The 12,819-nt window shown below is 63.0% G+C and carries 16 protein-coding genes and 1 tRNA gene; 5 read left to right on the top strand and 12 right to left on the bottom strand.

Annotated elements, in window-relative coordinates; genetic code table 11:
- Positions 1–214 precede the first annotated feature (214 nt).
- Positions 215–574 (top strand): hypothetical protein, encoded by a 360-nt coding sequence (locus Q1A32_RS08220; protein WP_299613549.1) that lies wholly within the window; start codon positions 215–217, stop codon positions 572–574.
- A 1-nt stretch (position 575) separates the two neighbouring features.
- Here Q1A32_RS08220 and Q1A32_RS08215 read toward each other — a convergent pair whose 3' ends face one another.
- From Q1A32_RS08215 to Q1A32_RS08175, 9 genes are all read right to left on the bottom strand, one after another.
- Entirely contained in the window at positions 576–1,157 is a 582-nt protein-coding gene (locus tag Q1A32_RS08215) for a GNAT family N-acetyltransferase (protein WP_299613550.1), read from the bottom strand.
- Entirely contained in the window at positions 1,154–1,546 is a 393-nt protein-coding gene (locus Q1A32_RS08210) for a ketosteroid isomerase-related protein (protein WP_299651745.1), read from the bottom strand. The genes Q1A32_RS08215 and Q1A32_RS08210 overlap by 4 nt, the downstream gene beginning before the upstream one ends.
- Positions 1,546–2,007 carry a low molecular weight phosphatase family protein gene (locus Q1A32_RS08205; protein ID WP_299651743.1) on the bottom strand — a complete coding sequence of 154 codons (462 nt, stop codon included), beginning with the start codon at positions 2,005–2,007 and terminating at the stop codon, positions 1,546–1,548. Before Q1A32_RS08205 ends, Q1A32_RS08210 begins: the two co-directional genes overlap by 1 nt.
- Positions 2,008–2,487, bottom strand: a complete 480-nt coding sequence (locus Q1A32_RS08200; RefSeq protein WP_299613553.1) for a UPF0262 family protein — start codon at positions 2,485–2,487, stop codon at positions 2,008–2,010.
- 152 nt (positions 2,488–2,639) lie between these two features.
- On the bottom strand, positions 2,640–3,941 hold the full coding sequence (gene hisD, locus Q1A32_RS08195; protein ID WP_299651741.1) for a histidinol dehydrogenase: 1,302 nt from the start codon (positions 3,939–3,941) through the stop codon (positions 2,640–2,642).
- A 156-nt stretch (positions 3,942–4,097) separates the two neighbouring features.
- Positions 4,098–4,598, bottom strand: a complete 501-nt coding sequence (locus Q1A32_RS08190; protein ID WP_299651739.1) for a GNAT family N-acetyltransferase — start codon at positions 4,596–4,598, stop codon at positions 4,098–4,100.
- The gene (locus tag Q1A32_RS08185; RefSeq protein WP_299651737.1) at positions 4,591–5,058 is read right to left on the bottom strand and encodes a DUF2948 family protein; all 468 of its coding nucleotides are present in this window, start codon (positions 5,056–5,058) and stop codon (positions 4,591–4,593) included. Before Q1A32_RS08185 ends, Q1A32_RS08190 begins: the two co-directional genes overlap by 8 nt.
- Entirely contained in the window at positions 5,058–6,329 is a 1,272-nt protein-coding gene (gene murA, locus Q1A32_RS08180; RefSeq protein ID WP_299651735.1) for a UDP-N-acetylglucosamine 1-carboxyvinyltransferase, read from the bottom strand. The genes Q1A32_RS08185 and murA overlap by 1 nt, the downstream gene beginning before the upstream one ends.
- On the bottom strand, positions 6,322–6,471 hold the full coding sequence (locus tag Q1A32_RS08175) for a hypothetical protein (RefSeq protein ID WP_299651733.1): 150 nt from the start codon (positions 6,469–6,471) through the stop codon (positions 6,322–6,324). Before Q1A32_RS08175 ends, murA begins: the two co-directional genes overlap by 8 nt.
- A gap of 84 nt (positions 6,472–6,555) precedes the next feature.
- Here Q1A32_RS08175 and Q1A32_RS08170 point away from each other — a divergent pair.
- Positions 6,556–6,630: transfer RNA gene (locus Q1A32_RS08170), tRNA-Thr, on the top strand.
- 442 nt (positions 6,631–7,072) lie between these two features.
- On the opposite strand, the gene phnF is transcribed toward Q1A32_RS08170, so the two are convergent.
- Entirely contained in the window at positions 7,073–7,786 is a 714-nt protein-coding gene (gene phnF / locus Q1A32_RS08165) for a phosphonate metabolism transcriptional regulator PhnF (RefSeq protein ID WP_299651731.1), read from the bottom strand.
- 103 nt (positions 7,787–7,889) lie between these two features.
- On the opposite strand from phnF, the gene Q1A32_RS08160 reads away from it, so the two are divergent.
- Together Q1A32_RS08160 and phnN are read left to right on the top strand one after the other, a co-directional pair.
- Positions 7,890–8,312 carry a VOC family protein gene (locus tag Q1A32_RS08160; RefSeq protein ID WP_299651729.1) on the top strand — a complete coding sequence of 141 codons (423 nt, stop codon included), beginning with the start codon at positions 7,890–7,892 and terminating at the stop codon, positions 8,310–8,312.
- Positions 8,313–8,327: 15 nt separating this feature from the next.
- Entirely contained in the window at positions 8,328–8,867 is a 540-nt protein-coding gene (gene phnN / locus Q1A32_RS08155; RefSeq protein WP_299651727.1) for a phosphonate metabolism protein/1,5-bisphosphokinase (PRPP-forming) PhnN, read from the top strand.
- Here phnN and Q1A32_RS08150 read toward each other — a convergent pair.
- Positions 8,849–9,529 (bottom strand): DUF1045 domain-containing protein, encoded by a 681-nt coding sequence (locus Q1A32_RS08150; RefSeq protein ID WP_299651725.1) that lies wholly within the window; start codon positions 9,527–9,529, stop codon positions 8,849–8,851. The genes phnN and Q1A32_RS08150 overlap by 19 nt on opposite strands.
- Positions 9,530–9,564: 35 nt before the next feature.
- On the opposite strand from Q1A32_RS08150, the gene Q1A32_RS08145 reads away from it, so the two are divergent.
- On the top strand, positions 9,565–10,707 hold the full coding sequence (locus Q1A32_RS08145; RefSeq protein ID WP_299651723.1) for an alpha-D-ribose 1-methylphosphonate 5-triphosphate diphosphatase: 1,143 nt from the start codon (positions 9,565–9,567) through the stop codon (positions 10,705–10,707).
- A gap of 66 nt (positions 10,708–10,773) precedes the next feature.
- Here the strand turns inward: Q1A32_RS08145 and Q1A32_RS08140 are convergent, their stop codons facing one another.
- Positions 10,774–12,813 carry a fasciclin domain-containing protein gene (locus Q1A32_RS08140; protein ID WP_299651721.1) on the bottom strand — a complete coding sequence of 680 codons (2,040 nt, stop codon included), beginning with the start codon at positions 12,811–12,813 and terminating at the stop codon, positions 10,774–10,776.
- Positions 12,814–12,819 lie beyond the last annotated feature (6 nt).

Genomic DNA, 12,819 nt, shown 5'->3' with positions numbered 1-12,819 from the left:
TCCCCTCTCTTGCATCTTTGATGCGCTGCCGGGGCTACGCGGCCTGAGTTCTTGATCGCTTTCCCCTCTCGCGCATCTTTGATGCGCTGCCGGGGCTACGCGCGCGGCCCTTGGGGCCGCGCGCTTGTTCGTGAATTGCCCTCTCTCCGGAAATCCGCCATAATTGCATCCATTCAGAGCGGGCCAACCCGCCAGAGCAGAGGCGAGCGGAAACATGAAACGCGCGACCATGATTATTGCCGGGGTGGCAGCCCTGGGCCTGAGCGCCTGTGGCGGCGGCTCTTCCTATTCCAGCAGCCGGGCTGTGACCACGCAGCCGGTGTTGTTTGCCACCGGACCCATCTATTCCGCCTGCCGCAGTGGGGGCCGGGATCAGGCCAGCCGGGCCCGCTGTGGATGTGTGCAGGCGGTGGCGAACCAGTCCCTGTCCTCCAACGACCAACGTCGCGGCGCGGGATTCTTCAGCAATCCGCAGCAGGCGCAGGAGGTTCGGCAGTCGGACCGGGCCATTGATGAGCGGTTCTGGACCCGGTGGAAGGGGTACAGCGACGCTGCCGCCCGCCAGTGCAGCTGAGCTACAATTCTTTCATCCAGAATTGCAGGGGCTTGTCGGTCTCGACTGCCTGATCGACGTCTTTCCAGCCGAAATGCGCAACCACGCCCGGCAGACGGCTGTATCCGCGCCCTTCCCAGAACGGCTCGAGCGACCGGTACGCAGAGGGGCGCAGCGGGTGATCGGGCGGGCGCACAACCGCCGCAAAGCACATGTGCGAATAGCCCATGTCCCGCGCATGAGCCTCGCGTTTGTCAAAGAAGACATGTCCCAGCCCACGCCCGCGAAAGCGCGGCAGCAACACGCTTTCCCCGCAATAAAAGCAGGTGTCGATGTTGATTGTGGTGCCTGCAAACGCGTCAAAGAACGCGTCGGCATGTTCTGACAGGGGGGCTGCGGTGGCCGCCCCCACCATCCAGTCCCCGTCATAGACCGCGACGATGGTCGCCCGGTTGCTTTGCTCGTAGATCTCAAGGTAGCGGCGTTCGTAGGTGAAGTCGCCTTCGTAAAGGTAGGGCCAGTCGCGGAAGACCGCGAGCCGCAACCGGGCCACGTCGTCCAGCGCATCCGTGAGCGCGGCACCGGTCAGCAGGTCCACTCTCATGCGCTGACCTGTCGGATCCAGTCGGCGAGGTTGTAGTAGGTGGTCACACGGGCGATCCGGCCCTCCCGGATGTCAAAGAAGGACCCGGCGGGCAGTTGGTAGGTCTGGCCCGTGGCTTCGAGCAGGCCGTCATCCGTTTGCAAGTAGGTGCCGTTGACCGTGTACTCTGCAGCGGCGCGGGTGCCGTCCTTGCTGGCCATGATCACCATGTCCGTCAGGTTTTCGGCGTAGCAGCGGTTCATGTGGGCGCAAAACGCAGCAAAAAGATCCTTGCCTATGCGCACCTGCCCTTCGTTGACGTGGTGCGCCACATCATCGGTCAGACAGGCCAACATGCCATCCACATTGCCCGCATTGAAGGCTTCGAAATAGCGGGAGATCACATCCATTACTCTTTCTCCTGCGCTGGCCCCCAGCGGTCGGTGAGCCGGGTGATGATCTGGTCGCGGGCGGCGCGGTAGCTTTCCAGCTTGGCCTCGCGCGTTTCACCCAGCCCCGTGGGGTCGAGGATCGGCCAGTATTCGACGTCCAGGTGATAGTAACGGGTGAGCTCCAGCGCGCGACGCTGGCTGGCAGGGCTTAGCGCCACCACAAGGTCAAAGGACGACAGGTCGTCGCCCCAATCCTCCATCTCGTCAAAGCTGCGCGAGCGGTGGCGGCTCAACTCCACATCCAGTTCCTGGCAGACAGCGATGGAGAAGCCATCGATTTCCATGTCGTTTTTGACACCCACGGATTGGACATAGGTGCCGGTGCCATAGAACTTCTTCATGATCCCTTCGGCCATGGGGGAACGGACCGCGTTGTGATCGCAGCAAAACAGGATGGATTGCGGCAGGGGCGAGGTCATCTATCCCCCGAAGTGCAGAACGCAGATCAGGGTGAACAGGCGGCGGGCGGTGTCGGTGTCGACCTCTGCCTTGCCTTCAAGCCGTTCCTGCAAAACGCGGCTGCCCTCGTTGTGGATGCCACGGCGGGCCATATCGATGGTTTCGATCTGGCTGGGGGGCAGCTTTTTCACGGCCTCGAAGTAGCTTTCACAGATTTGAAAGTAGTCCTTTACGACCTGCCGGAAGGGGCCAAGCGACAAATGAAACTCAGCGGCCTTCTCGTCGGCCTCGGTCTGCACGTCAAAAACCAAACGCTTGTCCCGGATCGACAGGCCGACATGATAGGGGCCAGCGGGCACCGGGCGTTCGTCCCGTGCGGGCAGAACAAAGGTGTTGTCTTCAAGCAGGTCAAACATCGCCACTTTCCGCTCCTGCTCGATCTCGGGCGTGGGCGGTGGAAGGTTGGCATCGTCGAGGGTGATGCGGGCAATTTTGGTCATGGCTGCAAGGGCCTTTGGCAACGAAACAATCTTTCGCAATGCTTAGGGGCTGCGCCGCGCCAACACAATGGCGTGCCCCTGATTTCTGGGGCACCCCAGTCCACTTCTTCCGGCTAATAATATCCCGGGGGTCTGGGGGCTGGCCCCCAGTTCTAGCCGTTCAGCTTGCGCAAACGTGCGGTCACGGACAGCCCATGCGCTTCGAGGCTTTCGGACGCGGCAAGTCGTTCGGCCCCCGGACCAATGGCACGCAGGGCGTCGGGTGTCATCTGCGCCAGCGTGGTCCGTTTGACGAAGTCCATGACCGACAGGCCAGAGGAGAACCGGGCCGAGCGCGCAGTGGGCAGCACGTGGTTGGGACCGCCGATATAGTCGCCGATGGCTTCGGGTGTCCATTGACCAAGAAAGATGGCACCGGCATGGGTGATCTGTTCGGACAGCGCCACCGGGTCGGCCACGCACAGCTCAAGGTGTTCAGGCGCGATGCGGTCCGACAGGGCCGCAGCGGTGTCCAGATCAGAGACCGTGATAATGGCACCGAAATCGCGCCAACTGGCACCCGCAATGGCGCGGCGTTCGAGGGTTTCGAGCCGCGCGTTCACGGCGTCTGCCACGGCGCGGCCAAAGGCGGGATCGGTTGTGATCAGCAGCGATTGTGCGCTTTCATCGTGTTCGGCCTGTGACAGCAGGTCGAGGGCGATCCAATCGGGATCATTGTCGCCGTCCGCGATGACCAGAATTTCGGACGGGCCGGCGATCATGTCGATGCCGACCTTGCCGAACACGCGCCGCTTGGCGGCGGCGACAAAGGCGTTGCCGGGGCCAGTGATCTTGTCGACCGGAGCGATGGTGTCTGTGCCATAGGCCAGCGCGGCCACGGCCTGCGCCCCGCCGATGCGGTAGATCTCATCCACGCCGGAGATACGCGCCGCCAGCAGGACCAGCGGGTTGATCACGCCATCGGGCGTGGGCACCGTGATGGCGAGGCGCTTTACCCCTGCTACCTTGGCGGGGATCGCGTTCATCAGGACCGATGACGGGTAGCTTGCCAGCCCGCCCGGCACATAGAGGCCTGCTGCCGACACGGGCGTCCAGCGCCAGCCGAGCGTGGCCCCTGCATCGTCTGTCCAATGGGCGTCTTCAGGCAGTTGGCGTTCGTGGTACGCGCGGATGCGTGTTGCGGCGAGTTCGAGGGCTGCGCGGTCTTCGGCATTCACATCGGCGATGGCTGCGTCAACCTCCTCAGCGCTGATACGCAGCGTGTCCGGTGTCAGCGTGATCCGATCAAATTTTCCGGTCAGGTCGATCACCGCCGCATCGCCGCGCGCGCGCACGTCTGCGATGATGTCGGCCACGGTTGCATCCACGTCCGGGCTGTCCTCGCGCTTGGCGTTCAGCAAGGCGGTAAATTGCGCCTCGAAATCGGGATCGCTGTGGTCAAGAAACTGGGGCATGGCCGTCCTTTCCGGTTCGGATGCGACATAGCGGGCAGGTGCGGCAGGCTCAAGGGCGGGGCGGACGACACGTCCGCCTTACGATTGCGGCACAACGTCCGGCGCAGCTCTCGTAAGGCGCATCTATTGGTGCGCAATGGCGGATCAGGATCCGCCTTACGTCAGGCGCCGGATCATGATCAAATCAGTCTCGGACATGCCGTCGCTGAGGGTTGCATTGGGAATGCGCCCCACTTCGTGAAAGCCTGCACGGGTGTAGAACGCGATACCGCGCGCATTGCTGGACGCGACATATAGTTCGATTTGGCGGATACCCATATCAACGGCCGCCTCTGCCATGCCATCCAGCAAAGCCCGCGCGGTGCCAGTGCCTTGGGCATGTGGCTGGACAAAGAACGCGCCCAACTCGGCGCGGTGTTTTGTCTGTTCTCTGGTTAGGTGGATCAAGCTGCCGATGCCTACGAGGACCGCGTCTTGAAAGACGCCAAAGCTGTGCCCTGTGTCGAGCCGGTGCACGATGGTGTCCATCGGCACAGCCGCCGCCTCGTCATGGGTGGTCAGGAACGCCTGCGGATAGCGCGACAATGCCTCCAGCCGCAGTGCCCGCCACTCCGGCGCATCCGCCCCGGACAGGCGGCGCACAGATGGCTTAGTCATCGTGTTTCGGCACGGATTTCGAGGGAGCCACGTAGGGTTTAGTGACGTCCTTGAGCGTGGCCTCGATCGCCTCGACCGCAAGCCGGATCGCGCCGTCTCCTGCCAGCGTCAGAAGGATATCCCCGGCTTCGTCGTCGCCCGCCTCGAACGTCACGGACAGAAGCGACAGGATCACATCCTTGTCCGCCCGGTCCACGCCTTGGCTAGCGACTTGCAGAACGTTCTCGAAGGCCAAGACCGATTGCACCCGTTCGGGCGCGTGGCGGTCTGCGCCTGCATCTTCCCAGCGGAACCGGTTGAGCAGCAGGCCGAAGCGGCGGGCCTTGCGGTCCCATTGCATTTCCGTCACCGGAAACACCGCGTCCTGCGCCAGTGACGACAGGACCTGCAGGTCATCCGCGTCCAAAGCTCCGAGGTTCAGGGGCGTTTCGCGCCCGTCTTCAAACCGTGCGTCTTCCATCATTCCCCCGCAATGCGTTCGATATCTGCGCCCACGCCCGACAGCTTGCGCACCACATGTTCATAGCCGCGATCAAGGTGGTAGACCCGTGCGACGCGTGTTTCGCCTTCCGCCGCGAGGCCCGCAAGGATCAGGCTGACGCTGGCCCGCAGGTCCGTCGCCATGACCGGCGCGCCTTTGAGTTTCTCGACACCTGTAACCGTGGCGGTGCCGCCATGCACATCAATTTCGGCCCCCATGCGCACCAGTTCGGGCGCATGCATGAACCGGTTTTCAAAGATTTTCTCTTCGAGCACGGAGGTTCCTTCGGCGGTGCAAAGCAGTGCCATCATCTGTGCCTGAAGGTCCGTGGGAAAGCCCGGAAACGGTTCGGTTGTCACGTCCACGGCGCGGATACGTCCGTTCTTGCGCGCGACCTTCAGGCCCTTGTCTGTTTCGCTGACGCTGATCCCTGCGGCGTCAAGTTTCTCGCAGAAGGCGGCCAGCAGGTCGATCTTGCCGCCCAGCAACTCCACCTCTCCGCCACACATGGCCGGGGCCAGCATGTAGGTGCCCAGTTCGATCCGGTCGGTGACGACGCGGTGCGTGGCCCCGTGCAGCTTGTCGACGCCCTGGATCGTGATGGACGACGTGCCGTCCCCGTCGATCTGCGCGCCCATGGCCCGCAGGCAGGTGGCGAGGTCCACGATTTCCGGCTCGCGCGCGGCGTTGTTGACAACGGTGGTGCCCTTGGCGAGGGTCGCTGCCATCATAATGTTTTCGGTGGCCCCCACAGAAGCGAAGGGGAAGTCGATCACGGCCCCTTTGAGTTTGCCGCCGTCCGCCTTGGCGTGCAGGTAGCCGTCGCGCAACTCGATCTCGGCCCCCATCTTGGCCAGCCCGTCCGTGTGGATGTCCATGGGCCGCGCGCCGATGGCGCAGCCGCCGGGCAGGGACACTTCCGCGTGTCCTTCGCGCGCCAGAAGTGGGCCCAGCACGAGGTTCGACGCCCGCATCTTGCGCACGATGTCGTACTCGGCGCGCGTGTTGATGTCGCCATGGCAAGACATGGCCTGCACCTGACCATCCTGCATCGACGTGACCTCGGCCCCCAAAGACTGCAAAAGCTGCGTCATGGTGCGGATGTCCGACAGACGCGGGGCGTTTGTCAGTGTCAGCGGTTCGTCGCTGAGAAGGGTCGCAGGCATCAATGTCAGGCAGGCGTTCTTGGCCCCCGCAATCGGGATCTGACCATTCAGGGCGCTGCCGCCCTTTACCACAATACTATCCATCGTCCTGCTCCTGCTTTTTGCCTGCGTCCGCCCGTGCCCGCGCCTGTGCCTTGCGCTTGGCCATATTTGCCTTGAGCGCTTGCTTCAACCGCGCCTCGCGGTCGTCCTGCGCCGATGCCTTGGGTGGGGTTTTATCTGCCATGCCGCTTCTGTAACGCAGGGCGCATATGGCGTCCAGAATGGGCTTGCATGGGTGACTGTTTGGGGCTATCCCGCCGCGCACGGCGCTGCTGTAGCTCAGAGGTAGAGCACTCCCTTGGTAAGGGAGAGGTCGAGAGTTCGATTCTCTCCAGCAGCACCAGCCCGATCGCTTCCCGATGATACGTCTGCGCCACTTGGCAACCGTCAGGTCTCGACTTATGCGCATCGGCTGCGCCGTTGCGCTGAGTGCGGCGGCCCCTCTCGTGCATCGGCAAGGCCGATACCCTGCCGGGGCGACGCGCGCCGCCAAGGGCGGCACGCTGGTTCGATTCTCTCCAGCAGCACCAGCCCGATCGCTTCCCGATGATACATCTGCGCCACTTGGCAAGCGTCAGGTCTCGACTTACGCGCATCGGCTGCGCCGCTTCGCTGAGTACGCCTGCCCCTCTCGGGCATCGGCAAGGCCGATACCCTGCCGGGGCGACGCGCGCCGCCTTTGGCGGCACGCTGGTTCGATTCTCTCCAGCAGCACCATTTCAGGTTTTCTCCGATCAGAACGCGCCGCTCGATTGCTGGCCGATGTTTTTGATGCGCTGTCACCATCAGTCTTCCTCCGACAATGTCAGTGTCACGCGGTCGCCTGCGAACCATGTGCGGCCCAGTTCAACTGGCTGTCCGGTGGTATCCACGTTCAGACCATCGCTGCGCAGAAGCGGGTCGCCTTCGGCGATGCGCAGGTGCAGGGCTTGGGTCGCGGAGGCCAGCGTGGCTGTCAGCCGTGACCAGGCCCGTGTGTAATCCGCAACCCCGGCGTCTTTGAGCGCTGCTGTCACGGATCCGGACGCCTCGAACGCTGCTGGCAGGTCAGGGAAGGGTGTCGCAGGGAAAACCGAGCGGAAGATGGCGATCGGCTGGGCGTCAGCGAGGCTGAGCCCTTCATAGGCGTGCACCTGATCGTCCGGCTTTAGGCCAAGCGCTTCGCGCTCTTCGGGGCTGGCGAGGCGGGTGGTGAAGGACAGAACCTGCCGCGTCGGCATGCGCCCTGCGGCGCGCAGGTTTTGGTGGAACCGCACCCGTTTGCCAATGGGATAGTCCGTGGGGGTCTGCGCCACAAACGCCCCTGCCCCACGCCGTGTGTGGACTGTCCCCGCTTCGACCAGCGCCGACAGTGCATGGCGCACCGTGTGTCGGTTCACGCCGAAACGGGCGGCCAGTTGCGCCTCGGTCGGCAACTTGTCACCGGGCAGGTACAGGCCATCCGCAATCTCACCCGACAGATCGTCAGCGATGGATTTCCAGATGGGCGTGCGCGGCATATGCTGGTGAACCTTGTCATGAATTGGCTGGACGAGGCTTAGCGACTCGCCTATCACTTGTCTAGTTGTATAGGAATCTCGACAACTCTGAAAGATGTCTAGTTTGACGGCATCACATGATGAAGGAGCGGCCCTTTTGACGACCCTTGGGATTGATCACCTTGGCCTGACTGTGGGCGATCTGCGCGCGGCGCGCGACTTCTTTGTCGAATGTCTGGGCTGGACCCAGTTTGGCGGCAATGACGCGTATCCGTCCGCTTATGTCACCGATGGCCACGCAAAGCTGACGCTTTGGCAGCAGCGCGGAGGCACCCCGTTTGACCGGCACGAGGCGATTGGCCTGCATCACACCGCCCTGAAGGTGCCGGATCAGGCGACACTGGACGCACTGTTCGAGAAGGTGCGGAATTGGCCCGGTGTCGAGGTCGAGTTTGCGCCCGAAGTCTCGGGCAAGGGTCCGAAAGTGCATTTCATGATCTGCGAGCCGGGCGGGACGCGGCTGGAGTTTTCGTATGACCCACGTTGATGTGGCGTGCGGCCCATGAGTGGCCGGTTGATTGCGGTGGTTGGACCGTCCGGCGTGGGCAAGGACACGGTGATGGACGCCATGATCGCCGCTGACCCGCGCCTTGGCCGGGTACGACGGGTCATTACGCGCGCCCGCACTGACAGCGAGGATTTTCAATCGGTGCGCATGGCGGAGTTTGAGGCAATGGCGCGCGCCGGGGCGTTTGCCATCTGGTGGTCGGCACATGGGCTGTCCTATGGCATTCCGTCCGGCGTTGAGGTCGAATTGGCACGTGGCCGTGACATGTTGGCCAACCTGTCACGGGGCGTGCTTGGACAGGCGCAGGCCCGGTTTCCTTGCCTTCAGGTGATTGCATTGACGGCCCGGCCCGAAGTGCTGGCGGCGCGGCTGTCTACCCGTGGGCGCGAAGACCATGATGATATCGCGCGCCGTCTTGCACGGGCGGGCGTCGGGGTACCGGATGGAGTGCCTGCAACCATGATCGACAATTCTGGACCGCTGGACGCGACGGTACAGGCCGCACTGGCCGTGCTTTATCCGGTCAGGGCGTAGTGATGAATGTGGTGAAACATACCCTCGGCATCCTCGCCCAGAAGCGTCAGCCCGGCGATGCGGTAGGGTGTGAGGGCGATGGGGGTGAGCAACTGGTTCAAAGCCGCTTCGGCCTGCTGCGCCGTTGCCTTGTCCAGATTGCCGCTCAGCGTCATGTGAAAGCGGAACTGGTCGAGCACGTATGGATAGCCCCAGCGCATGAGATACGCGTCTTGCGCCGGCGACAGGCGTCTCGTCCGGCGTTTCGACAATTCGGCCTCCGACAATGGGGCGCGGAAGGTGTCGAGGTCCTGCACCACGCGGGCCGCCAACGCGCCGAGGTCATTGGCATCCCCCGTGGGAACAAGCGCGAGGAAACGGCCGAGTTGCGCCAGTTGCAGACCCGTCAGCGTGACGGGGGCGGTATCGGCACATACGGTGGCAAGCGCGCCCTGCATTTCATCAATGCTGCACCCTTCGGCAAGTCGGAAGGGCGGCTTGATCGTACCGTGGAACCCGTATTTGCGGGGCGTGGCGGTGACTGCCGCGACGTCTACCCCATCGATGTTCGGGTGCGCGCGGGCCGACCCTTGGGCGCTGTCCCAACCGAGCCACGCCGCGCCAAGCTCCGCCAGCGGTGTGCCCGCTTCGGGTGTGTGGTAAATGGCGTAGCGCGTGTACATATCCCATCCCCTTTCCAGCGTGAGATGACAGCCACATGACACAAGATACGATCCTCGCCAACGCCAAGCTGGTGCTGCCAAAGGAGGTCATCACCGGCCATGTCGTTGTGCGAGAGGGGCTGATTGCAGAGATCGGCACGGGCGCGGCGGTCCCGGCAGGGGCACTGGATTGCGGTGGCGACTATCTTGCCCCCGGCCTGATCGAATTGCACACCGACAATCTGGAGCGCCACATCGCACCCCGTCCCAAAGTGGCGTGGCCGCATGGACCCGCGATCCTTGCCCATGACAGGGAACTGGCGGGCGCCGGAATTACCACCGTCTTTGATGCAATGCGCGTGGGGTCGATCCCCGAGAGCAAGGGCCGGTATCCAAAATATGCGCGCGCTTTGGCGTCGGAGATGTTGGCGCTGCGGGCGCAGGGGTTCCTCAAGATCAGCCACATGCTGCATCTGCGGGCCGAGATCTGTTCCGAAACGCTGGTTGAGGAATTGTCCGAGTTCAGCACCGAGGACCGCGTCGGAATTCTCAGCCTGATGGATCACACGCCGGGGCAGCGTCAGTTCAGCGATCTTGCCAAGATGCGGGCCTACGTCATGGGCAAGCGGAACCTGACGAATGCAGAATTCGACGCGCACGTGGCCAATCTGCAAAGCATCCAGACCCGGTTCGGCGCGCAGCACGAGGCTGTGGCTGTGGCGGAGGCGGGGCGTTTGGGGGCGGTGCTGGCCAGCCATGATGACACCACGGCGGATCAGGTCGCAGTGTCTGCGGGCCACGGGGTCGCCATGGCGGAGTTTCCAACTACGCTTGCCGCCGCCGAGGCGTGCCGTGCCGCTGGCATTGCGATCATCATGGGCGCACCAAACCTTGTGCGCGGAGGGTCGCATTCGGGCAACGTCGCAGCGCAAGAGCTTGCTGACCGCAGCCTGCTGGACATCGTATCATCTGACTACGTGCCTGCTGCATTGTTGCTGTCGGCGGTCCAGTTGGGCGAGATCTGGGGCGACATGGCGCGGGGCATCGCCACGGTGACCGACGCACCGGCCCGGTCCGTGGGTCTGTCCGACCGTGGCCAGATTGCCTTGAGACGACGGGCTGATCTGGTGCGCTTTGCCAAACATGACGGAATGGCCGTTGCGCGCAACGTGTGGAGTGTAGGCCGTCAGGTCGCATGACCCAAATTGAAATGGCCGCACCCCAGGGGCGCGGCCATCTCCACTTTGCATACAGGCTGATGAAGATCAGAACAGGAAGTCGTCGACGGTCACTTGATCGGCCATGATCCCGTCGAGCGTCACGGTTGTGCGCCCGTAGCTGATCACTGCGCCATCTTCGCCGTCCGACACGATGTCCATCCGATCGCCATTGCCATGGTAGTTGCGCAGGGCAATGGCGTCCTCACCTTGGGTGAAGTCGGTGATCAGGTCGTCGCCGCCGCTGCGACCAAAGACAAAGATGTCCTCGCCTTCGCCTCCGGTCAGTTCGTCATCACCATGGCTGCCGATCAGGCGGTCATTGCCATTGCCGCCGTCCAGCGTGTCATCATCACGCCCGCCACCCAGAGTGTCGTTGCCATCACCGCCAATCAGGACGTCCTCGCTGGAACCGCCGAACAGCCGATCATCGTCGTTACCGCCGTCCATGGTATCATTGCCGCGCCCACCAAGAATGAGGTCATCGCCGTCACCACCAAGTCCGACATCGTTGCCACTGCCGAGACGGATGAAATCATTGCCGCCCTTGCCAGAGGCGAAGTCGTCATTCCAACCCGTGCGGATGACCGAGCCACTGTCGTCGTCAATGACGAAGTCGACGCGGCCGGGCCCGTTGCTTTGCAGCACGTCAACCGGCAACAGCACACCATCGATGACATGCGCGATGCCGTTGGATGCCTCAAGGTTGGTCGCGATCAGGTTTGGATCAGGCACGTCGGGGTCGTTGTCGACCAAGGTGGCCCCGTCCACGCCGATGGTGGCACCCAGCAGAGTGTCCAGCGTGGTGGACCCCAACACTGCGTCCGCGTCCTGCGACCCGGGCGACACGTGATAGAGGAGGATGTCCGTCAGCAACGCGATAGGATCGCCGCCAGCGCTCAGCAAGGTCAGCGCATCGACGATATAGGCGAACGCCTCTCCCTCGTCCGACCCGGCAAAGCCCAAGGCCGTCGCCAAGCCGACAAAAGCCGCATCGTTCGGGGCAAAAACGGTCAGGTCAGCTTCGGGATCGTCCAGCGCGCCTGCAAGCCCGGCGGCCTGAACCGCGTTCAGCAGAATGTCGAAGTCGGTCCCGTCTGTGTCGAACACCCCGCCGCTGGCAGCAACCAGACCTGTCAGGGTCGGCAGTTCAGGCGGCTCGGGCGTGTTGCCGGGAATATCGAGCGGCAAGAGCACCCGGTCGATGGCCTGGATTGTGCCGTTTGTGGCGGTGATATCCGGCACAACGATGTTCGGGTTCTCGATGTCCGGTTCGGCATCGATCAGTTCAGTGCCGTCTGCGCCGATGGATGCGCCCGTCAGCAACGTGTCTATCGTTCCTGCGTCTGCAATCTCGTCCGCCGTCCTGGCACCGGGCGACACGTGATACAATAGGATGTCCGTGAGCAGTGGAATTGGATCGCCGTCCGGTGCCAGTTCGGTCAACGCCGCGGCGATGGCGCCAAATACGGCATCTTCGTCGGACGTGTCGCCGGTAAACCCAAGGTCCACCGCCAGTTGTGTGAAGGCCGCGTCTGTCGGGGCAAACACGGTGATATCATTTGAATTCTGCACGGCTCCGACCAGATTGGCCGCAGTCAGTGCTTGAACCAGAATGTTGAAATCGTCAGATCCGGCCGCAATGGCCACGATGTTCTGTGTCGTGTCGCCGGCGCCAAGGTCTGCGTAGGCCACGTGGAAGACGTCTGCTGCGCCTGTCACCGTCAGTTCGGTGCCAGCAGGCGGCACGGCGCCACGATATGTGAAATAATCAGTGTGGCTGTGTTCCTGCTCGATCTCGATCAGGACGTATTCGTTGCCGTCCGAACCCGTGAGGTGGAATGCACGCTCGGCATAGACCCGTGCGCCTGTTCCGACGTCTTCTCCGCCAGACAGAATTGATGCCTCTTGCCCGTGTCGGTCGATGGAAAAGTCAAAAATGTCACCGCTGAGGGTGGCGTCGTTGTCGGTCACTTCGAATTCGAGGGTCGCGACGTCCGGTTGCGTAAAGACGGAGCCGTGCCCCAGGTTTCCCTGGGACAGGTCGCTTTCAGCAAATCCGGTAAAGGTGAATGTCGTTGTTGGCATGATTCA

Source organism: uncultured Tateyamaria sp. (assembly GCF_947503415.1).
In the GTDB taxonomy this organism is placed as follows: domain Bacteria; phylum Pseudomonadota; class Alphaproteobacteria; order Rhodobacterales; family Rhodobacteraceae; genus Tateyamaria.
This window is presented reverse-complemented; position numbering and strand designations above follow the sequence as displayed.

Bases quoted from the DNA above. Each gene is read 5' to 3' on its own strand.
- Q1A32_RS08215 (WP_299613550.1), bottom strand. From the start codon at position 1,157: ATGAGAGTGGACCTGCTGACCGGTGCCGCGCTCACGGATGCGCTGGAC.
- Q1A32_RS08220 (WP_299613549.1), top strand. From the start codon at position 215: ATGAAACGCGCGACCATGATTATTGCCGGGGTGGCAGCCCTGGGCCTG.
- Q1A32_RS08145 (WP_299651723.1), top strand. From the start codon at position 9,565: ATGACACAAGATACGATCCTCGCCAACGCCAAGCTGGTGCTGCCAAAG.
- Q1A32_RS08185 (WP_299651737.1), bottom strand. From the start codon at position 5,058: ATGGAAGACGCACGGTTTGAAGACGGGCGCGAAACGCCCCTGAACCTC.
- Q1A32_RS08205 (WP_299651743.1), bottom strand. From the start codon at position 2,007: ATGACCTCGCCCCTGCCGCAATCCATCCTGTTTTGCTGCGATCACAAC.
- Q1A32_RS08210 (WP_299651745.1), bottom strand. From the start codon at position 1,546: ATGGATGTGATCTCCCGCTATTTCGAAGCCTTCAATGCGGGCAATGTG.
- phnF (WP_299651731.1), bottom strand. From the start codon at position 7,786: ATGCCGCGCACGCCCATCTGGAAATCCATCGCTGACGATCTGTCGGGT.
- Q1A32_RS08200 (WP_299613553.1), bottom strand. From the start codon at position 2,487: ATGACCAAAATTGCCCGCATCACCCTCGACGATGCCAACCTTCCACCG.
- Q1A32_RS08150 (WP_299651725.1), bottom strand. From the start codon at position 9,529: ATGTACACGCGCTACGCCATTTACCACACACCCGAAGCGGGCACACCG.
- Q1A32_RS08175 (WP_299651733.1), bottom strand. From the start codon at position 6,471: ATGGCAGATAAAACCCCACCCAAGGCATCGGCGCAGGACGACCGCGAG.
- murA (WP_299651735.1), bottom strand. From the start codon at position 6,329: ATGGATAGTATTGTGGTAAAGGGCGGCAGCGCCCTGAATGGTCAGATC.
- hisD (WP_299651741.1), bottom strand. From the start codon at position 3,941: ATGCCCCAGTTTCTTGACCACAGCGATCCCGATTTCGAGGCGCAATTT.
- Q1A32_RS08140 (WP_299651721.1), bottom strand. From the start codon at position 12,813: ATGCCAACAACGACATTCACCTTTACCGGATTTGCTGAAAGCGACCTG.
- phnN (WP_299651727.1), top strand. From the start codon at position 8,328: ATGAGTGGCCGGTTGATTGCGGTGGTTGGACCGTCCGGCGTGGGCAAG.
- Q1A32_RS08190 (WP_299651739.1), bottom strand. From the start codon at position 4,598: ATGACTAAGCCATCTGTGCGCCGCCTGTCCGGGGCGGATGCGCCGGAG.